Genomic DNA, 24860 nt, shown 5'->3' with positions numbered 1-24860 from the left:
CTCGAGTGCCGGCGTGTCGCCCCGGGCTGTACGTCCGCGCGGTCGTTCGGTCCTGCGCCGGTCGGCGTCAGGAACGGGCGAGCAGCCGTACCAGCCGGGCCGTGCTGGACTCGTCGAGCTCGGCCAGGTCGTCGCGCGACTTCACGAAGTCCGAGAACGACTTGTAGCCCAGCGCCTTCTCGTTGAACGACGGGTCCATCCGCTTCATCTGACTCTTCACCACCGAGCTGTGCAGCCAGTCGGCATCGTCCTTCTCGTGGCCGAGCCGCAGCGCGCGGGCGAGCAGCCGCGTCGCGACCGCCTGCAGGTCCTCGGGCTCCGGCTCCTGCTCGTCGCTCCCGGGCTCGGTGAAGACCGGGGCCTGCGCGCTGCTGGTCCGCTTCTTCGCACCGGAGCGCCCCCGCGCGGGTGCCGCCGCCTCCTCGGGAGCAGCCGGCTCGGCGGTCTCCGCCTCGTCGTGCGTGGCCTTCTTCGTGGTCCGTTTGCGCGTGGACTTCTTCGGGGCAGCCTCGGCTGCGGGCGGCGGCTCGATCCCGGGCAGCGCGTCGTACGTGATCATCTCGTCGCACGCCGCCGCCAGCGACTTGCTGGTCGAACCCGCGACGCCGACCCCCACCACGTACCGGCCGAGCCGCTTGCACCGCTGCGCGAGCGCGATGTAGTCGGAGTCGCCGGCCACGATCACTACGTGGGTCAGGTCGGGCAGCCGGAACATGTCCTCGACCGCGTCCACGGCGAGCCGGATGTCGGCGCCGTTCTTGCCGTACGCCGCCGCGGGGAAGAGCTGGACCAGATCGACGGCCCGCCCGACGAGCTGGCCGCGGTAGTCGGCGTTGATCGGCGCCGACCAGTCCGCGTACGCCCGGGTCAGGACGAGCGTGCCGTACGACGAGGCGTAGTCGATGATCGCGCCGATGTCGACGCCGGCCCGCTCGAGCTTCTCGGTGACCTCCGGATCGGGGTCGGTCCCGGCCGGCACCGAGACCTTCTGGCGGTCCCGCTGGAACTGGTTGCGACCGTTGACCTGGTCGTAGCGCGAGATCACGATGTTGTCGAAGTCGATGTAGACGGCGACGCGGGTGTCTCCCGGTTCGGCCATGCGTGCTCCTCCTGTCCGCGACCGGTCGGTCGTACGCCGGCGGGTCTGCGTGCCAGTCTGCCCGACCCGGTGCCCGCGAGGGGTTCGCGCGCCGCGATGAGAGGATCGGCGCATGAGCGAGATCACGGTGGGCGTGCTGGGCGCGCGCGGGCGGATGGGGTCGGAAGCGGTCGGCGCGGTGGAGGAGGCCGACGGCATGACCGTGGTGGCGCAGGTCGACGCGGACGACGCGCTGGACGCCCTGGTCGACGGTGGTGCGCAGGTCGTCGTCGACTTCACGAACCCGAGCGTCGTGATGGACAACCTGCGGTTCTGCATCGAGCACGGGATCCATGCCGTCGTGGGCACCTCCGGCTTCGACGACGACCGCCTCGCCGAGGTGTCCACGATGCTCGCCGACCGCGAGGACGTCGGCGTGCTGATCGTGCCGAACTTCTCGATCGGCGCCGTGCTCATGATGCGGTTCGCGGCGATCGCGGCTCCGTACTTCGAGTCCGTCGAGATCGTCGAGCTGCACCACCCCGACAAGGTCGACGCCCCGTCGGGCACGGCGACGCGGACCGCGGAGATGATCGCCGCCGCACGCCGCTCGGCAGGCTCGGCGCCGATCCCGGACGCGACCACGTCCGACCCGCTCGGCGCGCGCGGTGGCGTCGTCGACGGCGTCCACGTGCACGCCGTACGGTCCCGCGGGCTGGTCGCGCACCAGGAGGTGCTGCTCGGCGACCAGGCCGAGACCCTGACGATCCGACACGACTCCGTCCACCGCTCGTCGTTCATGCCCGGCGTCGTCGCCGGGGTCCGCGGTGTCGTCGGCCGCCCCGGGCTCACCGTCGGTCTCGACGCGGTGCTCGGCCTCGACTAACCCGTCGCGGCCCCGCCATGGGCGACTCGCGACCCTGCCATGGGCGACTCGCGACCCCGCCATGGGCGACTCGCGGTCAGAGGAGGCGGACGAGGGCGGTGGCGAGGGCGGCCGCGAACACGATCACGAGGAACGGCGCTCGCAGCACGAGCAGCACGACCGCCACCCCGATCCCGACGAGCCGCGCGTCGAGGACCAGAGCGGTCCCGTCGGCGAACACCTGCACCGCGACCAGCGCCCCGAGCAGCCCCACGGGGATCAGCGCGGCGACCCGTACGGTCGTGGGGTGCTCGAGCACCCGCTGCGGCACCGACAGCCCGACCAGCTTGAGCCCGTAGCAGGCCAGCGACGCGGCGATCAGCGCCCACCAGATCACGGTGCACCCCCGCCGTGGTGCGGATCGTCGGGGTGCTCGAGCTCGTCGGCGATCGCGTCGGCACCGCGGCGGCGGGTCAGCCACAGCCCGACGACGACGGCGACCGCGCCGCCGACGATGATCGGTGCGCCCGCAGGCGTCACGGGCACCGTCCCGACCGCGACCAGCGCACCGCTGAGCGCGACCAGCCGCTGCGGCCACGCCGTCAGTCGCGGCCACAGCAGCGCGAGGAACGCGGCGCCGACCGCGGCGTCCAGGCCGTACGTCCGGGGGTCGCCGAGGGCGTTGCCGGCGAGCGCGCCGAGGAACGTCATGAGGTTCCAGAGCACGAACACCGACGTCCCGGTCACGTAGAACCCGATCCGCGCGTGCCGGTCGGTCTCGCGCGCCACCCCCATCGCCGTCGACTCGTCGATCACGATCTGCGCGGCCACGAGCCGCCGCCACCCGCCGACGCGCAGGCGCGGGGCGAGTCCGAGGCCGTAGAACATGTTCCGGCTGCCGAGCAGCACCGCCGTGACACCCCCGGTGACGGCGCTGCCGCCGGCGGCGACGACCCCGGCGAACGCGAACTGCGACGCCCCGCTGAACATCAGCAGCGACAGCACGCACGTCTGGAGGACCGACAGGCCGGACGCGGTGCCGATCGCGCCGAAGGAGATCCCGTACGCGCCGGTCGCGAGGCCGACCCCGAGCGAGTCGACGACGACGGATCGGTCACCCGGCGCGAGGTCAGGCCGCCACATGCTTGCGGTGCCACTCCAGCAGCGGCGTCAGGGCACGCCAGTCCTCCGCTACCCGGACGGCGAGACCGGGCGTGCTCATCCAGTCGGGCGTGCCGTACGAGCGCATCAGTGTGAGCGTGTTGTGCCGGAGCAGCTCGATCCGGCGGTGGTCGGCGGGCCAGCCGCGGGGCTGCGTCCTGACCTTGTCTCCACCCAGCGCGTACCCCGCGTCGGTGAGGCCGGCCAGGATCCGCTCCAGGGCCGCCCCGGCACGACCGTCGACCGCCTCGCGATAGCGGGTCTTCGCGCGGGAGTCCGCGCCGTACCAGCCGGCGCCGACCCGCAGGCCGGACGCGTCGAGCTGGACGTAGTAGCCGGTCGAGTCGGCGGTGGCGACGTACGCGCCCTGGTGGGTCTTGTACGGGGTCTTGTCCGCGCTGAACCGGACGTCGCGGTACGGACGGAAGATCTTCGCCGGCCCGAACTCGTCCGCGAGCGCGTCGGTCAACGCGACCATCGGAGCCCGCACGAGGGTCTCGTAGTCCTGCTTGTGCGCAGTCCAGAAGGACTTGGTGTTGTCGTTCTCCAGGTCCTCGTAGAAGTCGGCGGCGGCGACCGTGAAGCCCACCGGGGCGGAGCCCGCCACCGCGTCAGCCATCGTCGTCCTCACCGACGAGCGCGGTGTGGAGGCGGACCTGCTTCAGCCGTGTCCCGTCGCCGACCGGGTCGACCTCGCGGTGCGCGCCGTCGGGAGCCCACCCTGTGCCGGTGACGAACGAGCGCAGCGCGTCGTCGGTCGCGTCCAGCCAGATCGTCGCGCGGCGGAACCGGTCGGCCCGCAGCGTGTCCGCGCACGCCTGCAGCAGCCGCGAGCCGTGACCGGCGCCGGTGTGCTCCGGGTCCACGATCAGCTCGGCGACCTCCCCGTCGGCGACGGGGTCGGCGTCCTCGTCACCGGACGGCCCGACGATGGCGAACCCACGGACCGTGGCCCGCTCGAGCGCCACGAGCACGCGATTGCGGGCGTCGCCGGGCTTGGTCAGCGACGCCTCCCACTTCGGTGCGAACAGCTCCGCGGTGATCTGCTCCAGCAGGTCGGCGGGCAGCACCTCGGCGTACCGGGTCCGCCAGGCCTGAGCCTGCAGCGCGGCGATCGCGTCGGCGTCGGCGCTCCACGCGACGCGGACGCTGGTGTCGGCGGTGGGCATCTGGCGATTGTGCCAGGAGGCGCCGACACGCCGTACGGGCGGGCGCGGCCAGGCGCACGGGTCGGCGCGGCCGGCGTACGAGCGCACGCCCCGGGGGTTAGCCTGACGACGTGCAGGCCTATCTCGATCTCGTGCAGCGGATCCTCGACGACGGCGTGGAGAAGGGGGACCGGACCGGCACCGGCACGCGCAGCGTGTTCGGTCACCAGATGCGGTTCGACCTGCGTGCCGGGTTCCCGCTGGTCACCACGAAGAAGGTGCACCTGAAGTCGGTGGTCGCCGAGCTGCTGTGGTTCGTCGCGGGCAGCACGAACACCGCGTACCTCAAGGCCAACGGCGTCTCGATCTGGGACGAGTGGGCCGGTCCGGACGGTGAGCTCGGGCCGATCTACGGCTACCAGTGGCGCTCCTGGCCGGCACCGGACGGGCGGCACGTCGACCAGCTCGCCGCCGTGATCGAGCAGATCCGCACCGATCCGGACTCGCGCCGCCACCTGGTCAGCGCGTGGAACGTCGCCGACCTCGACGCGATGGCGCTGGCGCCGTGCCACACGCTGTTCCAGTTCTACGTCGCGCCGAGCCCCGACGGCGGGCTCGGGCGGCTGTCCTGCCAGCTCTACCAGCGCTCCGGCGACGTGTTCCTCGGCGTCCCGTTCAACATCGCGTCGTACGCCCTGCTGACGCACATGGTCGCTCAGGTCACGGGGCTCGAGGTGGGGGACTTCGTGCACACCCTCGGCGACGCCCACCTCTACCTCAACCACCTCGATCAGGCCCGCGAGCAGCTCACCCGCACGCCGCGGCCGCTCCCGACGCTGCACCTGGACCCGTCGGTGACGTCGATCGACGGCTTCACGCTGGAGTCGGTCCGGGTCGAGGGCTACGACCCCTACCCGGCGATCAAGGCCCCGATCGCGGTCTGAGACGACGGACGGACGGCGGCGTACGGATGGCAGGCAAGCGCGCGCGGACCACCCTCGTGGCCGCGCTGGGACGCAACGGCGTGATCGGTCGCGACGGCGCGCTGCCGTGGCCGCGCACGGGTGACCTCAAGCAGTTCCGTGAGCTCACGGGCGGTCACGTGGTGGTGATGGGACGCGCGACGTACGACTCGATCGGCCGCCCGCTGCCCGACCGGATCAACATCGTGATCACGCGCCGGACCGGCTGGCAGGGACCCGACGAGGTCGTGGTGAGCCACGACGTGCAGGGCGCGCTGGAGCTGGGGGCCGAGCTCGACGACGAGGTGTTCGTGATCGGCGGGGCGCAGGTGTACGACCAGGCGCTGGAGCTCGCGGACCGGATGGTGCTGACCCACGTGGACGCCGAGCCGGAGGGCGACGTGTGGTTTCCCGAGGTCGACTGGTCGGAGTGGGACGAGACCGGCACCACCGCGTACGACGGTTACCGGATCGCGACGTACGAGCGGGTCGCCCCGCGCCGCTGAGGCTGCAGCCGGGGCACCGGGCGACGGAGACCCGCACCGGGCTGGGAATACCGTCAGGGTCAGGTGCGGATCTGCGTAGCCGGCTACGGAGACCGCCAGGATCGCCGCGTACGGACGGGGACGCTGAGGTGCTGCTGAGCCCGTCCTCGGGCACGTGCTCAAGAAAAATTGAAATCGGGTGTAACGCTTCCGGACCGCCGGGCGATAGTCCCAGTGTCCCGGTCCTGTCCGGGCCCCCGAGCGGACAGGGCCGGGACCTTCCATGTACGGGCGCGGCCGGGCCGCCCCACCGGTCGTACAGCGGGCCGAGGTCGGGCCAGCCGGTGAGGGCCGGGAGCCGGACCAGGCGGTAGCCTCGTGCACATGACCTCTCCCTTCGCTACGCCTGCGGCCCCCTTCGGCCGGGTGCTGACCGCCATGGTGACTCCGTTCACCCCGGACGGCGCCCTCGACCTCGATGCGGCGGCGAAGGTGGCGAAGAAGCTGGTGGACGCCGGCTCGGACGGCCTGGTGGTCTCCGGGACGACCGGCGAGTCCCCGACGACGAACCCGGACGAGGACGGCAGGCTGCTCGCCGCGGTGCTCTCCGCCGTCGGCGACCGGGCCACCGTCGTGGCCGGCGTCGGCAACAACGACACCCAGGCGTCCGCACGCCTGGCCCGGCAGGCGAAGGCGGAGGGCGCCCACGGCACCCTGCTCGTCTCGCCGTACTACAACAAGCCCCCGCAGGCCGGCCTGCTCCGCCACTTCCTGACCGTGGCCGACGCCGGCGACGGTCTGCCGGTGATGCTGTACGACATCCCGGGTCGCGCGGTCGTGCGGATCGCGCCGGAGACCTACCACGCGGTCGCGCAGCACGAGGCGATCGTGGCGGTCAAGGACGCGGTCGGGGACCTGGCGTCCGGGTCGACGCTGATGCGTGACACCGGCCTGGCCTGGTACTCCGGTGACGACGCCCTGAACCTCGCCTGGCTGGCGCACGGCGCCGCCGGCGTGGTGTCGGTCGTGTCGCACGTCGCCGCAGCCCAGTACGCCGCGATGGTGCGGGCGATCGACGCGGGCGAGCTCGGTGAGGCGCGCGCGATCAACGAGGCTCTGCTGGACGTGGTGGCGACGATCATGTCGCCTGAGTCGCAGGGGGCCATCATGGCGAAGGCTGCGCTGCAGGTCCGCGGGGTGCTGGAGCACCGCACGGTCCGCTCGCCGTACGTCGACGCCACCGACGACCAGGTCGATCGGCTCCGTGAGGTGCTGGACACGGCCGCGCTGCTGAAGGACTGACCCGATGAGCCACCCGCACCCCGAGCTCGGGGCCCCGCCCGCCCTGCCCGACGACGGCCTGCGCGTGATCGCGCTCGGCGGCCTCGGTGAGATCGGCCGCAACATGACGGTCTTCGAGCACGCCGGCAAGCTGCTCGTCGTCGACTGCGGCGTGCTGTTCCCCGAGGACCACCAGCCCGGTGTCGACCTGATCCTCCCGGACTTCTCCGCGATCCGGGACCGCCTCGACGACATCGTCGCGATCGTGCTGACCCACGGCCACGAGGACCACATCGGCGGCGTCCCGTACCTCCTGCGCGAGCGCGAGGACATCCCGGTCGTCGGGTCGCGCCTGACCCTGGCGCTGGTCGACTCGAAGCTGCGCGAGCACCGCCTGAAGAACGTGCCGAAGTACGTCGTCGCCGAGGACGAGAAGCTCAGCCTGGCGCCGTTCGACCTCGAGTTCGTGGCGGTGAACCACTCGATCCCGGACGCGCTCGCCGTCGCCATCCGTACGTCCGCCGGGCTCGTCCTGCACACGGGCGACTTCAAGATGGACCAGCTCCCGCTCGACGGCCGGATCACCGACCTGCGGGCGTTCGCGCGGCTCGGTGAGGCCGGCGTCGATCTGTTCCTGACGGACTCGACGAATGCCGACGTGCCGGGCTTCACGACCACCGAGCGCGACATCTCCCCGGTCCTCGACCGGGTCTTCGCGGCGTCGCGCCAGCGGATCATCACCGCCTGCTTCGCCTCGCACGTGCACCGCGTCCAGCAGATCCTCGACGCCGCGGTCAAGCACGGCCGCAAGGTCGCCTACATCGGTCGTTCGATGGTCCGCAACATGCAGATCGCCCGCGAGCTCGGCTACCTCGACGTGCCGGACGGCGTGGTCGTCGACGGACGCAAGATCTCCGACTACCGGCCCGAGGAGCTCGTGCTCGTCTCGACCGGGTCGCAGGGCGAGCCGATGGCGGCGCTGTCGCGGATCGCCGCGAACAGCCACGACTCCGTACGGATCGAGCCGGGCGACACCGTGGTGCTCGCGAGCTCGCTGATCCCGGGCAACGAGAACGCCGTCTACCGCGTCATCGACGGCCTGACCCGGCTCGGCGCGCGGGTCGTGCACAAGGGGAACGCCCTGGTGCACGTCTCCGGCCACGCCTCCGCCGGCGAGCTGCTGTACTGCTACAACATCGTGCGGCCGAGCAACGTCATGCCGGTCCACGGCGAGGTGCGCCACCTGCACGCGAACGCCGCGCTGGCCCGTTCGACCGGGGTCGAGCACGACCGTGTGGTGATCGCCGAGGACGGCGTCGTCGTCGACCTCGTCGACGGGCGCGCGAAGGTGACCGGCAAGGTCGACTGCGGCTACGTCTACGTCGACGGCGCCTCGGTCGGCGACATCACCGAGTCCGAGCTGAAGGACCGCAGGATCCTCGGTGAAGAGGGCTTCATCTCGGTGATCGTCGTGGTGGACTCCTCGACCGGCAAGCTGATCAGCGGCCCGGAGATCAAGGCGCGCGGGTTCGCCGAGGACGACTCGGTGTTCGCCGACGTCGTCCCGCTGATCGAGCAGGCGCTCGCGAACGCCGTTTCCGACGGCACCGACGACACCCACCAGCTCCAGCAGGTGATCCGCCGCACGATCGGTCGCTGGGTCTCGGGCAAGCTGCGTCGCCGTCCGATGATCGTGCCGGTGGTGCTCGAGGCCTGACGGTCTTCCCAGCCGGCTACGCAGACTCTCACCCGGCGCGGCTCGAGGTTGACGGTCTTCCCAGCCGGCTACGCAGACTCCCACTCGGCGCGGCTCGAGGCCTGACGGTCTTCCCAGCCGGCTACGCAGACTCCCACCCGGCGCGGATGGTTTCCCCAGCCGGGTGCGGGTCTGCGTTGCCAGGTTGGGCCGGCATCGGACTCGGTCACCGCGCGGACGCGGTCAGGTGTGCTCGGCTCCGGTCGTACGGGGGAGCGCGCCGAGCTCGGCACGAAGCTCATCGTTCTGCGCCTCGAGATCGAGGACCATCGCGATCCCGGCGAGATTGAGGCCCGCGTCGAGCAGCACGACGATGCGCTGCAGGCGGGTGACGTCGCTGTCGCTGTAGCGACGCGTCCCGCCGTCGGTCCGCGCGGGCCGGACCAGGCCTTCACGCTCGTACACGCGGAGGTTCTGGGCGGCCGTCCCCGCCAGCTCGGCGGCGACGGAGATCGCGTACAGCGGTCGCTCGGCCACCGCACTCACCTCCCCTCGGCCGCCACCCGGAACCGGGCTGGTCTCCACTTGAACATCTTCATGCTATCGGTTATAAAACCTCTATCAACTGTTTCAGATTCTGCGTCTCCAGCGCAGCCGTTCTGTGGAGGTGATGATGATGCTCATGCGCACCGACCCCTTCCGGGAGCTGGACAGGCTGAGCCAGCAGGTGTTCGGGACGACGGCACGACCGGCCTCGATGCCGATGGACGCGTGGCGAGACGGCGACATGTTCGTCGTCGAGCTCGACCTGCCGGGGGTCGACCCGGACTCGATCGACATCGATGTCGAGCGCAACGTCCTGACCGTGCGAGCCGACCGTCCCGCCCGCGAAGGGACGGCCGAGCTGCTGGCGGCCGAGCGGCCCCGTGGCGTGTTCAGCCGGCAGCTGATCCTGGGTGACAGCCTGGACGCGTCCAGGATCGAGGCCCGCTACGCCGACGGCGTCCTCCGCCTGTCGGTTCCCGTGGCGGAGCAGGCGAAGCCGCGCAAGGTCTCCGTTACGCACGGCGACGACGCGCAGCGCGCGATCAGCGCCTGAGATCGCTTCGACCTGCTCGAGGGGCGTGGGCCCGGCGCTCGTGCCAGGCCCACGCCCGCGCTCGGGGCCGGGGGGTCTCGATCCCTCGCTGCGCTCGCGCCTCGACCAGCGGGGAGGGCTGCGCTCGCGCCTCGACCAAGAGGTGTTCCGTTCGTCGAGGCCGAGCGGAGCGAGGATCGAGACGCGGCGGCGTGATGCGCGTCACGTCCCTCACACGGCCGCCTGCCGTCCTGTGCGAGAAGAGTTACGGCCCCGCCACCGCGAGGGCAACGGGGGCGAAACACCCCGTTCATAGCGTCAGCGCCATGATCCCGGCACACGGCCGGGGCACCTCCCACCAGGAGTCGTCATGGCGCTCTCGACCGCCGGCACCGAGCCGGGCACCACGACTACGACCTCCGCGCGACGTCGCCGGACCGGACGCTGGATCGATCAGTGGGACCCCGAGGACTCCGAGTTCTGGGAGTCCGAAGGTCGTCCGATCGCCCGCCGCAACCTGATCATCTCGATCGTCGTCGAGCACCTCGGCTTCACGGTGTGGATGCTCTGGAGCATCGTCGCCGTCAATCTCAACAACGCAGGCTTCTCGCTCACCAACTCCCAGCTGCTGTGGCTGGTGGCGATGCCGAGCCTGGTCGGCGCGGCGCTGCGCCTCCCGTACACCTTCGCCGTCGGGCTCTTCGGAGGTCGCAACTGGACGATCGTGTCCGGGCTCCTCCTGCTGATCCCGTCGGTCGGCCTGGCGTGGGCGGTGGCCAACCCGCAGATCCCGTTCTGGATGCTGCTGGCGATCGCGTCGACGGCCGGCTTCGGCGGCGGCAACTTCGCCTCGTCGATGACGAACATCTCCTACTTCTACCCCGACCGCGAGAAGGGCTGGGCGCTCGGCCTGAACGCCGCCGGCGGCAACATCGGCGTCGCCGTCGTCCAGGCACCGTTCGTCGTGACCGCCGTGATCACCGCGGGCGGTGGACTGGTGCTGTGGCGTGCCGGCCTGATGTGGGTTCCGCTGATCCTGATCGCGGCATTCCTGGCGTGGAAGATGATGGACAACCTCGGTACGGCCGAGGCCGACTTCGCCACCTCCGCCGCGGCCGCGAAGCGCAAGCACACCTGGGTGATGTCGTTCCTCTACATCGGGACGTTCGGGTCGTTCATGGGGTACGCCGCGGCGTTCCCGATGCTCATCAAGATGGAGTTCCCCGACGTCAACCCCGCGTCGTACGCGTTCCTGGGGGCGCTCGTCGGGTCCCTGGCGCGTCCGTTCGGCGGCAAGTGGGCCGATCGTGTGGGCGGGGCGCGGGTGACCGCGCTCAGCTTCGTCGTGATGGGCGGCGGGGTCGGGTTCGCGGTCCTGGCGCTGCGGGCGGAGTCGTTCGTGTTCTTCCTCGCCTCGTTCCTGCTCCTGTTCGTCGCGACCGGCGTCAGCAACGGGTCGACGTACCGGATGATCCCGTCGATCTTCCGGGTCACCGCCGGTGAGGGTGACGAGGCGCAGCTGCGCTCGAAGCGCGAGGCGGCCGCGGCGATCGGCATCATCTCGGCGCTCGGCGCGTTCGGTGGGTTCTTCGTGCCGCGGATCTACTCGATGGCCGCCGACCGGGCCGGCACGATCGAGCCGGCGATGCTGATCTACATCGGGGTGTACGCCGTGATGCTCGCCGTCACCTGGTTCTTCTACCTGCGGCCGGGTGCGGAGATGACCAAGGCGCGGGTATGACCGTCGCCGAGACGCACTGCCCGTACTGCGCCCTCCAGTGCGCGATGCGGCTGGCTCCCGAGGCGAGCGGTCGGCTGGCCGCCTCGCCTCGGGAGTTCCCGACGAACGGCGGCGGGATGTGCCAGAAGGGCTGGACGTCGGCCGAGCTGTTGGACAGCCCGGAGCGCATCACCGTGCCGCTGCGCCGCGACGGGGGCCGGTTCGTCGAGGTCGGCTGGGACGAGGCGCTCGACGAGATCGCCGTACGGGTGCGTGCGCTGCAGGAGGCGGAGGGCGCGGACGCGGTCGCGGTGTTCGGCGGTGGCGGCCTGACCAACGAGAAGGCGTACGCGCTGGGGAAGTTCACCCGGACCGTGCTCGGCACGCGCTACATCGACTACAACGGCCGGTTCTGCATGTCGTCGGCGGCGGCCGCGGGCAACCGTGCGTTCGGTCTCGACCGCGGGCTGCCGTTCCCGCTGACCGACCTGGGTGACGCCGAGGCGGTCCTGCTGCTCGGCAGCAACATCGCCGACACGATGCCGCCGGCCGTGCAGCACCTGGGCGGCGCGCGGGACCGCGGTGGTCTGGTCGTCGTCGACCCGCGGCGCAGCGCGACGGCAGCGCTGTGCGACGACGGCGCCGGGATCCACCTCGCGCCCGTCCCCGGGACCGACCTGGTCCTGCTGCTCGGGCTGACGCACGTGGTCCTCGCCGAGCGCCTCGCCGACGTCGACTACCTGGCCGCGCGGACGCAGGGCTTCGAGGACGTACGGCGAAGCGTGGCGGCGTGGTGGCCGGAGCGGGTCGCGTCGGTCACCGGCATCGACGAGGCCACGCTGCGCCGCGTCGCGCGGCGGCTCGCTGCTGCGGCCCCGCACCGCGGCGGACGGGGCGCGTACGTCCTGACCGGGCGGGGTGCCGAGCAGCACCGCGACGGCACCGACACCGTGACCGCGGCGATCAACCTGGCGCTGTGCCTCGGCCTGCCGGGCCGCGACCGCAGCGGGTACGGGTGCCTGACCGGGCAGGGCAACGGCCAGGGTGGTCGCGAGCACGGCCAGAAGTCCGACCAGCTGCCCGGCTACCGGATGCTCGCCGACCCCGCCGCCCGGGAGCACGTGGCGGGTGTGTGGGGAGTCGATCCCGCCAGCCTGCCGGAGCCGGGCGTCCCGGCCGTCGAGCTGCTCCGCCGGCTGGGCACGCCCGAGGGCCCGAAGGCGTTGTTCGTGCACGGCTCGAACCTCGTCGTCAGCGCTCCGGACGCGCGTGCGGTCACCGACCGGCTGCGTGCGCTGGACCTGCTCGTGGTCTGCGACTTCGTCGCCTCCGAGACCGCCGCCCTCGCCGACTTCGTCCTCCCGACGACCCAGTGGGCGGAGGAGGAGGGCACGATGACGAGCCTCGAGGGTCGGGTGATCCGGCGCCGGGCTGCGGTCGCGGCGCCGGCCGGGGTGCGCAGCGAGCTGGAGATCATGGCCGCGCTCGGTGCCCGGCTCGGTGCGCGGGTGGCGCTGCCGACCGATCCGCGCGAGGTCTTCGACGAGCTGCGTCGGGCCTCGGCCGGGGGCAAGGCGGACTACGCCGGGATCAGCTACGACCGGCTCGACGCCGGCGAGGCGCTCTACTGGCCGTGTCCCGACGACACGCACCCCGGCACGCCGAGGATGTTCACCGACTCCTTCGCGACGCCGGACGGGCGGGCCCGGATGGTGGCCGTGACGCCGGTCGGTCCCGAGGACGACGTGCGCGACGACGCCCCGGTCTACCTGGTCACCGGGCGGGTGCTGCAGCACTACCAGTCCGGTGCGCAGACCCGCCGGGTCGACCGGCTGAACAGCTCGATGCCCGCGGCCTACGTCGAGCTGCACCCGTACCTCGCGGCGCGGCTCGGGATCGAGGGCGTCGAGTCGGTCCGGATCACGTCGTCACGCGGCTCGATGGTGGCGCAGGCGCGGATCAGCGCCGACATCCGGCCGGACACGGTGTTCGCGCCGTTCCACTTCTCCGGCCTCGGCCGGGTCAACTCGGTCACCAACGCGGCGACCGACCCGATCTCCGGGATGCCGGAGTTCAAGGTGTGCGCGGTCGTCGTCGAGGCGGACGACACCGGTGTGATCGACACAGCGACGGCGAGGGAGGTCGTGGCATGACGCGACAGCGTGTGGTGGTGGTCGGCGCCGGCATGGTCGGGGTCCGGTTCGCCGAGGAGCTGATCAAGGACGACCGGGACGGCCGGTTCGAGGTCGTGGTGCTGGGGGAGGAGGAGTACGAGCCGTACAACCGGATCCTGCTCACCGAGCTCGTCGCCGGACGGGCCGACCTGTCCGGCCTCTCGCTGCTCTGCCCGAGCGGCATCACTCTGCGCCGCGGAGCGCCGGTGAGCGCGATCGACCGCGACGCCCGTACGGTCACGGCCGGCGGCGAGACCTGGCCGTACGACCACCTGGTGCTCGCGACGGGGGCCCGGGCGCGAGTCCCGCGGGTCCCTGGTCTGGACGGGCCGGCGGTCGAAGGACTGCCCGGCGGGGTGTTCGTGCTGCGCAGCGTCGACGACGCCCGCGGGATCACCGCGGCCGCCCTGAACGCGCGCCGCGCCGTCGTGATCGGCGGGGGACCTCTGGGGGTCGAGGCGGCCTGCGGGATGCGGCTGCGAGGTGTCGACGTCGACGTGGTCTCGTTCGCCGGGCACCTGCTCGACCGCGACCTCGACCCCGAACCCGGCCGGCTGCTGGCCGACGCGGTCGCGGACCTCGGGATCGGGTTCCACGGCGAGGCGGCGCTGGCTTCGGTCGGCGTCGACGAGCACGGCCACGTGGACGCGGTGGTGCTCGACGACGGCCGTACGCTCGCCGCCGACCTGCTGGTGCTGGCCTGCGGCGCCGTCCCGGAGACGGCGCTGGCTGCGGCAGCCGGCCTGGAGACCGCGCACGGGATCGTCGTCGGCGACGACCTGGCCACCACGCGGGACCCGCGGGTGCATGCGATCGGCGACTGCGCGCAGACGCCGTCGGGCACCGCCGGGCTCGTGGCGCCGGGATGGGACCAGGCGCGGTCGCTCGCGCGCCGGCTGGTCGACGGCGTCGCGAGCGAGGCCGTGCCGGTCCAGCTCGACGGCGCGGCGATGCGGCTGAAGGCCGCCGGGGTCAGCCTGGTCGCGATGGGGCGCAAGGCCTCGAACGCCGGCGACGCCCGAGTCCTGACGCTCAACGACGCGTCGGCGCGCCGCTACGTCGAGGTCGTCGTCGAGGGCGACGAGCTCGTCGGGATGACCTGCCTCGGCTCGGCCGACCTGGCCGCGTCGCTGAGCGTGCAGTTCGGTCGCCGCGGCGTGCTGCCGCTGGACCCGCTCGCGCTGCTCGCGCCGACCGCCGGGGCGGCTCCGGCCTCGGCCGGCTCGCCGACGACGATGCCGGGCAGCACCACGGTGTGCCGCTGCAACGGGGTCACCAAGCGCGACCTGGTGCACGCGTGGGACTGCGGTGCGACCAGTCTCGACGCGCTCGCCGCGGACACCCGCGCGACGACCGGCTGCGGCGGGTGCCGCTCGCTGGTCTGCGGGATCGTCGACTGGCTCCAGGCCAGCGACCCCGACGATCCCGGCACCGAGCCGACCTCACACGCGACCTCCGATGCCCGTGAGCCCGTTGTGAAGGGTGCGTAACGCCATGACACAGAACGCGAAATCTCCGATTCCTACTGTCGACGCCATGGACGAGAGCACGCAGATCTCCGAGACCACCGAGGCGGTCCGCGACCGCCGGCGCCTCGCCGTGATCGGCGCCGGCATGGTCGCCCACCGCCTCGTGGAGGCCCTGGTCGAGCGCGGCGCGACGGACGCGTGGACGATCGACGTCTTCGGCGAGGAGAGCCGACCGCCGTACGACCGGGTGGCGCTCACCTCGTTCTTCTCCGACCGCGATCCTGACGAGCTGCTGCTCGGCGAGCCGTCGCTGTGGCAGACCCCCGGCGTACGGCTCCACCGCGGCGTCAAGGCCCACGAGATCGACCGGGAGGCGCGGACGGTCCGGGCCCGCGGTCGCGACTACCGCTACGACGCGCTCGTGCTGGCCACCGGGTCGTACGCGGTGGTGCCGCCGGTCGAGGGCTCGGAGACTCCGGGTTGCTTCGTCTACCGCACCGTCGACGACGTCGCGGAGCTGCGGCAGTGGGTCAACGACGCCGCCGACCGCCTCGGCCGCCCGGTTCGCGGCGCCGTGGTCGGCGGCGGGCTGCTCGGCCTGGAGGCGGCGGGTGCGCTCCAGGCGCTCGGCGCCTCCTCGACGGTGATCGAGTTCGCGCCGTGGCTGATGCCGATGCAGGTCGACGAGGCCGGCGGCCGGACGCTGCGCCGGATCATCGAGGGTCTGGGCGTGCAGGTCCGCACCGCGACCGCGACCTCGCGGGTCCGCGCCGGGCGCGACGGCCGGGTGAGCCGGATGGACTTCGCCGACGGCGGCGGCCACCTGGACGTCGACGTGGTCGTGTTCGCGACCGGTGTCCGGCCGCGCGACGAGCTGGCCCGCGCGGCCGGGCTGTCGGTCGGCGAGCGCGGTGGCGTCACCTGCGACGAGGCGTGCCGGACCGACGACGAGGCGATCTACGCGATCGGCGAGGTCGCGCACGTCGCCGGCCGCACGTGGGGGCTGGTCGGTCCGGGCTACACGATGGCCGAGGTGGTCGCGGACCGGCTGCTCGGCGGGGACGCCGCGTTCACCGGCGCGGACATGTCGACCAAGCTCAAGCTGCTCGGCGTGGACGTGGCGAGCTTCGGCGACGCGTTCGCCGCGACCGACGGCAGCCTCGAGGTGGTCTACGCCGACCCGGTCGGCGGGGTCTACAAGAAGCTCGTGATGAGCGACGACGCCTCCACGCTGCTCGGCGGCATGCTGGTCGGCGACGCCCAGGCGTACGCGTCGCTGCGGCCGCTGGTCGGCAGCGAGCTCGGCGCCGACCCGACCGCGTGGCTGGTCCCCGACGGCGTCACCCCGGTCAGCGGGGGAGCGCTGCCCGACGACGCGAACGTCTGCTCCTGCAACAACGTCAGCGCCGGCGAGATCCGCGGGGCGGTGCGCGGCGACGGCTGCGAGGCCTGCCACGACATCGGTGCGGTCAAGGGCTGCACGAAGGCCGGGACGAGCTGCGGCTCGTGCCTCCCGCTGGTCAAGCGGCTCCTCGACGACGAGCTGACCGCGGCTGGGATCGAGACCAGCAACGCGCTGTGCGAGCACTTCGCGATGAGCCGCGCGCAGCTGTTCGACATCGTGCGCGTGACCGGGATCCGCACCTTCTCCGAGCTCGTCGACCAGCACGGGACGGGCCGCGGCTGCGACATCTGCCGTCCGGTGGTGGCGTCGATCCTCGCGTCCCTCGGTGCGGGGCACGTGCTCGACGGCGAGGCCGCGTCGCTGCAGGACACGAACGACCACGTCATGGCCAACATGCAGAAGGACGGCACGTACTCCGTGGTGCCGCGGATCCCCGGCGGCGAGGTGACGCCCGCCGGACTGATCGCGATCGGGCAGGTCGCCGAGGAGTTCGGGCTCTACACGAAGATCACCGGCGGTCAGCGGATCGACCTGTTCGGCGCTCGGATCGAGCAGCTGCCGGCGATCTGGCAGCGGCTGGTCGACGCCGGGTTCGAGTCCGGCCACGCGTACGGCAAGGCGCTGCGGACGGTGAAGTCGTGCGTGGGGTCGACCTGGTGCCGCTACGGCGTGCAGGACTCCGTCGCGCTCGCGATCGCGCTGGAGCTGCGCTACCGCGGGCTGCGCTCCCCGCACAAGATCAAGCTCGGCGTCTCCGGCTGCGCTCGCGAGTGCGCGGAGGCACGTGGCAAGGACGTGGGCGTGATCGCGACCGACGCGGGCTGGAACCTCTACGTCGGCGGCAACGGCGGCTTCACCCCGAAGCACGCCCGGCTGTTCGCCGAGGACCTGACGACCGAGCAGCTCGTGAGGGCGATCGACCGGTTCCTGATGTACTACGTGCGCACCGCCGACCGGCTCCAGCGCACCGCCGCCTGGCTCGACGTCGTCGAGGGCGGGATGGATCACGTACGATCGGTGGTGCTCGACGACAGTCTCGGGATCGCCGACGATCTCGACGCGGCGATGGCGGCGCACGTCGACGGGTACTCCGACGAGTGGGCCGACACCCTCGCGGATCCCGAGAAGCTGCGGAAGTTCGCCAGCTTCGTGAACAGCCCCGACACCCCGGACCCGGATCTCGCGTACGTCCCGGAGCGCGGTCAGCGACGACCCGCCACCGCAGACGAGCGCGCGACCCTGATCGCCGGGACCACGCTGGAGGTTCGCGCATGACCACTCCGAGCACGAGCACCGCGACCCGTTCCGCCGGCTCCGCGCCCACCACCTGGGTACGCGTCTGCGCGCTCGACGACCTGGTTCCCGACCGCGGTGCGGCCGCGCTCGTCGGCGACCAGCAGGTCGCGCTGTTCCGGCTGTCCGGCGACGACGTGCCGGTCCGCGCCGTGGGCCACCGCGACCCCTACGCCGGCTCGAACGTGATGGCGCGCGGCCTGGTCGGCAGCGTCGGGGACGTGGCCGTGGTGGCGTCGCCGCTGCTCAAGCAGCGCTTCCGGCTCGACGACGGACGTGCCGTGGAGGAGCCGGAGGTCGGTCTCGGCTCCTGGCCGGTCCGGGTCGTCGACGGGATCGTCGAGGTCGGCGCGACCCCGGTCGTACGGCCGGCCGCGCCCGGTACGAGCGCCGACGCCGATGAGGCTTCCGCCGACGCCGACGCCGACGCCGACGCCGACGCGGCGACCGCGGACCCGGTCCTGGCGGCGCCATGACGTCGCTCGGCCCCGTCCTCGCCGGCTGCGCCGTCCTGGTGACCGCGCAGCGCCGTGCGGACGACCTCGCGCTCGCCCTCGGGCGTCGCGGGGCGTCGGTCGCGGTCGCGTCCGCGCTCGGGGTCGAGTCGCACATCGACGAGGAGGTGCTGATGGAGCGCACCCGCGCGCTGATCAGCACCGGGGCCGACGTGGTCGTCGTGACCACCGGCATCGGCTTCCGGTCGTGGCTCGACACGGCGGAGGCCTCGGGGATCGGTGACGAGCTCGTCGCCGCGCTGGAGAGCACCCGGCTGGTCGCGCGCGGCCCGAAGGCCCGCGGCGCGCTCCAGGCGGCCGGCCTGACCCCGGACTGGGTGGCGGAGTCGGAGACGTCGGCGGAGATCGCGGAGTTCCTCGTCACCGAGGGCGTCGACGGCCTGCGGATCGCGGTCCAGCACCACGGCGCCGGCGACGACGGGCTCGAGTCGCGGCTGCGCGCCGCCGGCGCCGACCCGTACGGCCTGGTCGTCTACCGCTGGGGCCCGCCGCCGGATCCCGAGGCGGTGCGCGAGTCCGTGCGCGACACCGCGGCGGGGTGCTACGACGCGGTCGCGTTCACCTCCGCCCCGGCGTCGGCCGCGTGGGTGTCGACCGCGCGCGACGAGGGGGTCCTCGAGGCGATCCGCGGGCTCGAGAAGGACGGCGCGCTCACCCTCGCGGCGGTCGGGCCGGTGACGGCCGACCCGCTGCGCTCGATCGGCTTCGACCCGCTGATCCCCGACCGGGGGCGGCTGGGGTCGCTGGTCCGCGCCATGATCATGCACCTCGGCGACGAGCACGAGGAGATCGCGACCGAGGCGGGCGCGCTGCGGCTGCGGGCCCGGTGCGCGACGCTCGACCACGAGGTGCTCTCGATCTCCCCGAACGGGCTCGCGGTGCTGCGGGCCATGGCGAAGGTGCCCGGGGCCGTGGTGTCGCGGGAGGCGCTGCTCCGGGTCCTGCCCGGGTGCTCCTCGGACCCGCACACGGCCGAGGTGGCCGTGGCCCGGCTGCGCGACGCGCTGGCCGGTCGACCGTTGGTGCAGACGGTGGTCAAGCGTGGCTACCGCCTGCGCCTGGCATGAGGAGGTGACGCGATGACCACGCTCATCGCCTGCTCCCACGGGACCCGCAGCGACGCGGGCCAGGCTGCGATCCGCGGACTCGTCGCGGCGGTACGCCACCGGCTGGCGCCGGTCGACGTCGCCGAGACCTTCGTCGACGTCCAGCAACCGCAGGTGGCCGAGGTGGTCGCCGCCACGGACGGTCCGGCCGTCGTGGTCCCGCTGCTGCTGTCGGCCGGGTTCCACGTGCACGTCGACATCGCCGAGGCGGTCGCGGGCCGCGAGGACGTGGTGGTCGCGCCTCCGCTCGGGCCCTCGCCGGTGCTCACCGAGGTGCTCGCCGACCGTCTGGTGCAGGCCGGGTTGCGCGACGACGACCGGGTCGTGCTGGCCGCGTCGGGGTCGTCCGACGCCGGCGCGCTGCGCGACACCGACTCCGCCCGCAACCGGCTGGCGGCGCTGCTCGGGCGACCGGTCGGGCTCGGCCACGTCGGCGGCCCGGGCCGTCCGATCGATCGGGTCGTGTCCGACCTGCGGGCGTCCGACCCGGCGCGCCGGGTGGTGATCGCCTCGTACCTGCTCGCTCCCGGCTGGTTCCGCGACCGGCTCGACGAGACGGGCGCGGACCTGGTCTCGGCGCCGCTGCTCGGGGTCGAGCCGCCGGACCCCCGGCTGGTGTCGCTCGTGGTCGACCGGTTCCGTACGGCCGAGAACGACCGCCGCGTGGTGGCCTGACCCGCCGCGCCCCCCGATCTGACAGTCTGGATCGGCCGGGCTCCACGCGGCGTGTGATACCGGGGATCGGGGTCCGCGGCTCGTAGGCTCGCGACCATGGCGAGCCGTACGTCTTCCCCGCCGCGGTCGGCCTCCAAGAGGTCGTCGCGGTCGTCCGGTGGCCAGGCCCGGTCGCAGTCGCGGAGCCGGTCGAGCAAGCGTCAGCCTGCTCCACCGCCGCTGCCCGCCGGTCCTGGTCCGGTCGTCCGCGGCCTGCGCGCGGTCGGCGTCGCGATCGCCGCGGTCTGGATGGGGATCGCCCGCACGATCGGCGCGATCCTGCGCAGCATCGGTGGTGCCGCCCGCGATCTCGAGCCCGAGCACCGTCGTGACGGGGTCGGTCTCGGGCTGATCGGCGCCGGTGTCGTCGTCATCGCCGCCGTGTGGTGGCAGGTCGAGAGTCCGGTGACCGACGGGGTTCGCGAGGCCGTGATCGCGAGCGTCGGGCTGCTCGGCTGGTCGGTCCCGCTCGCACTGTTCGTGATCGCCTGGCGGACGATGCGGCACCCCGACGAGAACGGCCCGGTCGGGCGGCAGGTGATCGGCTGGACGTCGCTCGCCGGTGGGGTGCTCGGGATCGTGTCCATCTCGCACGGGATCCCGAAGCCCTCCGACGAGGGGGGTGCGGCGGTCCGCGAGGCCGGTGGCGCGATCGGCTACTTCGTCTCCCAGCTCCTCGACGACCTGTTCCGCACCCCGTACGTGACGGTGCCGCTGCTCGTCCTGCTCGCGTTCTTCGGGCTGCTCGTGATCACGGGGACGCCGGTCTACCGCATCCCCGACCGCCTGCGGGCCGGGCGCGACCTGCTGCTCGGGCGCCGCCACGACGACGAGGCCGAGCTCGACCCCGAGGGCGCGGACGGGTCCAAGGCGTCGCGTCGCAAGCGCCGCAAGGACGGCGGGACCGCTCCCGACGGCACCGACAAGCCGTACGACACCGCGCTCGTCGACGGGCCGGACGAGCCGACCGTCGTCACCGGCGGCGGTGCCGACGACGACACGAGCGAGGTCCCGGTCACCGCCGCGGGCGTGACGGCGGCCAGCTCCACCGGCAAGGACTCCGACGACCACCCGGGCGAGATGCCGCCGATGACGCCGCTGCCCGCGCGCGCCGAGCAGCTCGCGCTGTCCGGGGACGTCGTCTACACCCTCCCCCCGAACGAGATGCTCCGCGAGGGCACCCCGCACAAGGCGCGCACGTCGGCGTCCGACAGCGTCGTGACGAGGCTCACCGGTGTGCTGGAGGAGTTCAAGGTCGACGCCGAGGTCACCGGCTACACCCGCGGTCCCACGGTCACGCGGTACGAGATCGAGCTCGGCCAGGGTGTGAAGGTCGAGAAGATCACCGCGCTCGCGAAGAACATCTCCTACGCCGTGGCGTCCAACGAGGTCCGGATCCTCTCGCCGATCCCCGGCAAGTCCGCGATCGGCATCGAGATCCCGAACACCGACAAGGAGACCGTCTCCCTCGGCGACGTGCTGCGCTCCGGCAAGGCACGCGGCGACCACCACCCGATGGTGGTCGGGCTCGGCAAGGACGTCGAGGGCGGTTTCGTGGTCGCCAACATGGCGAAGATGCCGCACCTGCTCGTCGCCGGCGCCACCGGCTCGGGCAAGTCGAGCTTCATCAACTCGATGATCTCGTCGATCCTGATGCGGGCCACGCCGGACGAGGTCCGGATGATCCTCGTCGACCCCAAGCGCGTCGAGCTGACGGCGTACGAGGGGATCCCGCACCTCATCACGCAGATCATCACGAACCCGAAGAAGGCTGCCGAGGCACTCCAGTGGGTCGTGCGCGAGATGGACCTGCGCTACGACGACCTCGCGAACTTCGGCTTCCGGCACATCGACGACTTCAACAAGGCCGTACGGGCCGGGTCGGTGACGGTGCCGCCCGGCAGCGAGCGCGAGCTGGCGCCGTACCCGTACCTGCTCGTGGTCGTCGACGAGCTCGCCGACCTCATGATGGTGGCGCCCCGGGACGTCGAGGACGCGATCGTGAGGATCACGCAGCTCGCCCGCGCCGCCGGGATCCACCTGGTGCTCGCGACCCAGCGTCCCAGCGTCGACGTGGTCACCGGTCTGATCAAGGCCAACGTTCCGAGCCGGCTGGCGTTCGCGACGTCGTCGCTGGCCGACAGCCGCGTGATCCTGGACCAGCCCGGCGCCGAGAAGCTGGTCGGGGGCGGCGACGGGCTGTTCCTGCCGATGGGCGCCAACAAGTCGCTGCGGATGCAGGGCGCGTGGATCACCGAGAACGAGATCCACGACGTGGTCGCGCACTGCAAGGACCAGCTGAAACCGATCTACCGCGACGACGTCACTGCACCGCAGACGCAGAAGCGGGAGCTCGACGACGAGATCGGCGACGACCTGGACCTCGTGCTCCAGGCGGTCGAGCTCGTCGTCAACACGCAGTTCGGCTCGACCTCGATGCTGCAGCGCAAGCTGCGGGTGGGGTTCGCGAAGGCCGGACGGCTGATGGACATCCTGGAGTCCCGAGGGGTGGTCGGCCCGAGCGAGGGGTCGAAGGCCCGGGACGTGCTGATCAAGCCGGACGACCTCGACGAGGTCCTGGCGACCCTGCGAGGGGAGTGACATGAGTCGTCGCCCGGAGAAAACCACGACCGTGGAGCAGGACCCGGTCACGTCGGGCGCCGACGAGGCCACGTCCGACGTGCGGGTCGCGCACGACGAGGTGCTCGAGGTCCGCCGCAGCACCGGCGTGTTCGCGCTGGTGGCGCTGGCGTCGGCCGCGCTGGCCGTCGCGTACACGGTGCGCGCGTTCGAGTCGCCTGCGCTGCTGCTCGTCGTCGTCACGATGGCCGCGATCGCTGCCGTCGCGGCGCGGGGCTGGGTGGACTCGCGCAGCCCGCTGCTGGTGGCCGACGGGCTCGGGATCCGGGTCCGGCACGGCCGCTCGTGGCGCGGTCTGCCCTGGGAGCAGGTCGATCACGTCGTGCTCGTCCCGTCGCGTGGTGTGCTGCGTGACGGTGCGCTCGAGGTCGTCGGCGACGACGGCTCGGTGTCCGTGGTCCCGCTCGGGCTCGCCGTGCGTGCGAGCCGCGAGGACACCGCTGCTGTGCTCGCGACCCTGAGCGGTGATCCCGACCTCGTCGTCGTCCCGGAGCCGCCGGTGGTGGAGGCGCCGGCCGCCGATGCTGCCGGCGCAGGCGCGGTCGACTCGGACCCGGAGACCGGTGAGCTGCCCGCCGACATCGTCGGCGACGCTTCGCCGACGGGTGCCGCAAAGTCGGAGGACGGCGCGAAGCCGGAGGACGGCACGAAGCCGGAGGACGGCGCGAAGCCGGAGGCTGGCCTGAAGCCGGAGGATGGCGGGAAGCCGACTGATGGCGCGAAGCCGACAGGCGGAGGGGCGCCGTCGGGTGGCGCGGGAACGACATCTGCGCCAGCACCCGAGCTCGTGGAAGCCGCCGAGCCGCAGGACGTCTCGGTGAGCGCGCCGGCCCTCGCGGCCGGACCGAGCCGCGTCGACGTCCACCGCAGCCAGGGATCGACGGCGCTCGCCGCGAACCCAGACGTACGAACGGTGACCGCGCTGCGTGCGGTCGGAGGACGACCCGAGCTCGTCCTCGAGAAGGTGGAGCCGCGGACGTGGCCGAGCAGCGCCCTCGGTCCCGGGAAGGTCGGATCGTCCGTCGAGGCCGGCGAGCCCGTCGGCGACACGGCGACCGAGGACGACGCTGACGTGATGCGTGATCAGCCGGCGCCCGAGGGCGCGGGGTCCGAGGCAGCCACCGACGACGTGGTGACGGCCGACGCGGCGACCGGCGACACGGTGACGGACGACGCGGTCGCGCGTCCCAGCCGTACGGTCTGGGGCCGGCGGCGCAGCGCACCCGAGCCCGAGCCGGAGCCCGGCCCGTCCCTCGGCGCGCTCCTGCGGGCCGCGCGCGAGGACGCCGGTCTGTCCGTGGCCGCGCTGGCGGAGCGGACCCAGGTCCGCGAGCACGTGATCGAGTCGCTGGAGGACGACGACCCGGGTCCGTGCGGCGGCGACTTCTACGCGCGCGGACACGTACGGACGCTCGCGTCGGCTCTGCGGACCGACCCTGCTCCGCTCGTCGAGGCGTTCGACACCCAGCACGCCTCGGACCCGGTGCCGGCGCGCCTGGTCTTCGAGGCCGAGCGGCGCAGCGGGACCGGTGCGATCCGCCCGGCCCGCGGCGGCCGGAGCTGGATGGCGATCGTCGCCGCGGTCCTGGTGCTGGCGATCGTGTGGGGGATCGGTCGCGTCGTCACCGACGGCGGCGGGTCCGCAGGTCCGGCGGACCTCGACAGCGCTCCGGCCGCGCCCGTCGAGGGCAGCAAGCCGAAGTCGATGGCGCCTCTGGCGGGTCCCACGACGAACCACCTCGTGCTCCGGGGCAAGGACGGGCAGCCCACCCGCGTCAAGGTGCGCGACAGCGACGGCGCGACCGTCTGGAGCGGGCGTCTGGCACGCGGCGACCGTCAGCGCGTCGACGTGGTCGGCAAGGCGCGGGTGACCGCCGCGCGCGGTGATGCGGTCACGGTCACCGTCGACGGGCGGAAGACCCGCAAGATCGGGCCGGACGACGCGAAGGCGACCCGCGAGGTCGGCATCGCCTGAGGCCGGGGCCTGAGGCGCGCGGGGAGCCCAGGGCCGCCACGCTAGGGTGGATGCTGGTCGCGACGACCGGGGCAGTGCCGCCCTGAGCCCCGAGA

21 protein-coding genes are annotated in these 24860 nt (G+C 72.7%); 15 read left to right on the top strand and 6 right to left on the bottom strand.

Annotated elements, in window-relative coordinates; all coding sequences use genetic code 11:
• Positions 1–67: 67 nt before the first annotated feature.
• Positions 68–1099: an NYN domain-containing protein gene (locus CLV56_RS02295; RefSeq protein WP_039348898.1), complete on the bottom strand. Its 1032-nt coding sequence runs from the start codon at positions 1097–1099 to the stop codon at positions 68–70.
• Positions 1100–1211: 112 nt separating this feature from the next.
• On the opposite strand from CLV56_RS02295, the gene dapB reads away from it, so the two are divergent.
• Positions 1212–1964 carry a 4-hydroxy-tetrahydrodipicolinate reductase gene (gene dapB, locus CLV56_RS02290; RefSeq protein WP_039348901.1) on the top strand — a complete coding sequence of 251 codons (753 nt, stop codon included), beginning with the start codon at positions 1212–1214 and terminating at the stop codon, positions 1962–1964.
• A gap of 76 nt (positions 1965–2040) precedes the next feature.
• On the opposite strand, the gene CLV56_RS02285 is transcribed toward dapB, so the two are convergent.
• From CLV56_RS02285 to CLV56_RS02270, 4 genes are read right to left on the bottom strand one after another with little or no spacing between them, the layout of a single operon-like run.
• Positions 2041–2340: an AzlD domain-containing protein gene (locus CLV56_RS02285; protein ID WP_039348903.1), complete on the bottom strand. Its 300-nt coding sequence runs from the start codon at positions 2338–2340 to the stop codon at positions 2041–2043.
• A complete protein-coding gene (locus CLV56_RS02280; protein WP_039348906.1) occupies positions 2337–3086 on the bottom strand; it encodes an AzlC family ABC transporter permease in 750 nt (249 codons plus the stop codon). The genes CLV56_RS02285 and CLV56_RS02280 overlap by 4 nt, the downstream gene beginning before the upstream one ends.
• A complete protein-coding gene (locus CLV56_RS02275; protein WP_039348909.1) occupies positions 3073–3723 on the bottom strand; it encodes a DUF2461 domain-containing protein in 651 nt (216 codons plus the stop codon). Before CLV56_RS02275 ends, CLV56_RS02280 begins: the two co-directional genes overlap by 14 nt.
• On the bottom strand, positions 3716–4273 hold the full coding sequence (locus CLV56_RS02270; protein ID WP_039348911.1) for a GNAT family N-acetyltransferase: 558 nt from the start codon (positions 4271–4273) through the stop codon (positions 3716–3718). Before CLV56_RS02270 ends, CLV56_RS02275 begins: the two co-directional genes overlap by 8 nt.
• A 110-nt stretch (positions 4274–4383) precedes the next feature.
• On the opposite strand from CLV56_RS02270, the gene CLV56_RS02265 reads away from it, so the two are divergent.
• The 4 genes from CLV56_RS02265 (at position 4384) to CLV56_RS02250 (ending at position 8697) form a co-directional block, all read left to right on the top strand.
• A complete protein-coding gene (locus tag CLV56_RS02265; protein WP_039348913.1) occupies positions 4384–5196 on the top strand; it encodes a thymidylate synthase in 813 nt (270 codons plus the stop codon).
• A 26-nt stretch (positions 5197–5222) separates the two neighbouring features.
• The gene (locus CLV56_RS02260; protein WP_039348915.1) at positions 5223–5720 is read left to right on the top strand and encodes a dihydrofolate reductase; all 498 of its coding nucleotides are present in this window, start codon (positions 5223–5225) and stop codon (positions 5718–5720) included.
• Positions 5721–6083: 363 nt separating this feature from the next.
• The gene (dapA, locus tag CLV56_RS02255) at positions 6084–7001 is read left to right on the top strand and encodes a 4-hydroxy-tetrahydrodipicolinate synthase (RefSeq protein ID WP_039348916.1); all 918 of its coding nucleotides are present in this window, start codon (positions 6084–6086) and stop codon (positions 6999–7001) included.
• A 4-nt stretch (positions 7002–7005) separates the two neighbouring features.
• Positions 7006–8697, top strand: coding sequence for a ribonuclease J (locus CLV56_RS02250; protein WP_039348919.1), 1692 nt, complete (start codon positions 7006–7008; stop codon positions 8695–8697).
• 222 nt (positions 8698–8919) lie between these two features.
• On the opposite strand, the gene CLV56_RS02245 is transcribed toward CLV56_RS02250, so the two are convergent.
• The gene (locus CLV56_RS02245) at positions 8920–9213 is read right to left on the bottom strand and encodes a MerR family transcriptional regulator (protein ID WP_245857542.1); all 294 of its coding nucleotides are present in this window, start codon (positions 9211–9213) and stop codon (positions 8920–8922) included.
• A gap of 145 nt (positions 9214–9358) precedes the next feature.
• On the opposite strand from CLV56_RS02245, the gene CLV56_RS02240 reads away from it, so the two are divergent.
• From CLV56_RS02240 to CLV56_RS02195, 10 genes are all read left to right on the top strand, one after another.
• A complete protein-coding gene (locus CLV56_RS02240; RefSeq protein WP_425437688.1) occupies positions 9359–9775 on the top strand; it encodes an Hsp20/alpha crystallin family protein in 417 nt (138 codons plus the stop codon).
• A gap of 349 nt (positions 9776–10124) precedes the next feature.
• Positions 10125–11495 carry an MFS transporter gene (locus CLV56_RS02235; RefSeq protein WP_039348923.1) on the top strand — a complete coding sequence of 457 codons (1371 nt, stop codon included), beginning with the start codon at positions 10125–10127 and terminating at the stop codon, positions 11493–11495.
• The gene (locus CLV56_RS02230; protein ID WP_100414332.1) at positions 11492–13627 is read left to right on the top strand and encodes a molybdopterin oxidoreductase family protein; all 2136 of its coding nucleotides are present in this window, start codon (positions 11492–11494) and stop codon (positions 13625–13627) included. The genes CLV56_RS02235 and CLV56_RS02230 overlap by 4 nt, the downstream gene beginning before the upstream one ends.
• The gene (locus CLV56_RS02225) at positions 13624–15138 is read left to right on the top strand and encodes an FAD-dependent oxidoreductase (protein WP_100414331.1); all 1515 of its coding nucleotides are present in this window, start codon (positions 13624–13626) and stop codon (positions 15136–15138) included. The genes CLV56_RS02230 and CLV56_RS02225 overlap by 4 nt, the downstream gene beginning before the upstream one ends.
• Before the next feature lie 46 nt (positions 15139–15184).
• Positions 15185–17797 carry a nitrite reductase large subunit NirB gene (gene nirB / locus CLV56_RS02220; protein ID WP_100414330.1) on the top strand — a complete coding sequence of 871 codons (2613 nt, stop codon included), beginning with the start codon at positions 15185–15187 and terminating at the stop codon, positions 17795–17797.
• Entirely contained in the window at positions 17794–18291 is a 498-nt protein-coding gene (gene nirD / locus CLV56_RS02215) for a nitrite reductase small subunit NirD (RefSeq protein ID WP_100414329.1), read from the top strand. The genes nirB and nirD overlap by 4 nt, the downstream gene beginning before the upstream one ends.
• Positions 18288–19397: a uroporphyrinogen-III synthase gene (locus CLV56_RS02210; protein ID WP_039348926.1), complete on the top strand. Its 1110-nt coding sequence runs from the start codon at positions 18288–18290 to the stop codon at positions 19395–19397. Before nirD ends, CLV56_RS02210 begins: the two co-directional genes overlap by 4 nt.
• A gap of 12 nt (positions 19398–19409) precedes the next feature.
• Entirely contained in the window at positions 19410–20111 is a 702-nt protein-coding gene (locus tag CLV56_RS02205; protein ID WP_039348929.1) for a sirohydrochlorin chelatase, read from the top strand.
• 96 nt (positions 20112–20207) lie between these two features.
• The gene (locus tag CLV56_RS02200) at positions 20208–22751 is read left to right on the top strand and encodes an FtsK/SpoIIIE family DNA translocase (RefSeq protein ID WP_211287957.1); all 2544 of its coding nucleotides are present in this window, start codon (positions 20208–20210) and stop codon (positions 22749–22751) included.
• A 1-nt stretch (position 22752) separates the two neighbouring features.
• Positions 22753–24765, top strand: a complete 2013-nt coding sequence (locus CLV56_RS02195) for a helix-turn-helix domain-containing protein (protein ID WP_100414328.1) — start codon at positions 22753–22755, stop codon at positions 24763–24765.
• Positions 24766–24860: the final 95 nt, after the last annotated feature.

It is taken from the genome of Mumia flava (genome assembly GCF_002797495.1).
GTDB classification, from domain to species: Bacteria; Actinomycetota; Actinomycetes; order Propionibacteriales; family Nocardioidaceae; genus Mumia; species Mumia flava.
Note: the sequence above shows the minus strand (reverse complement) of the source record. Positions and strands in the feature narration are given on the sequence as shown.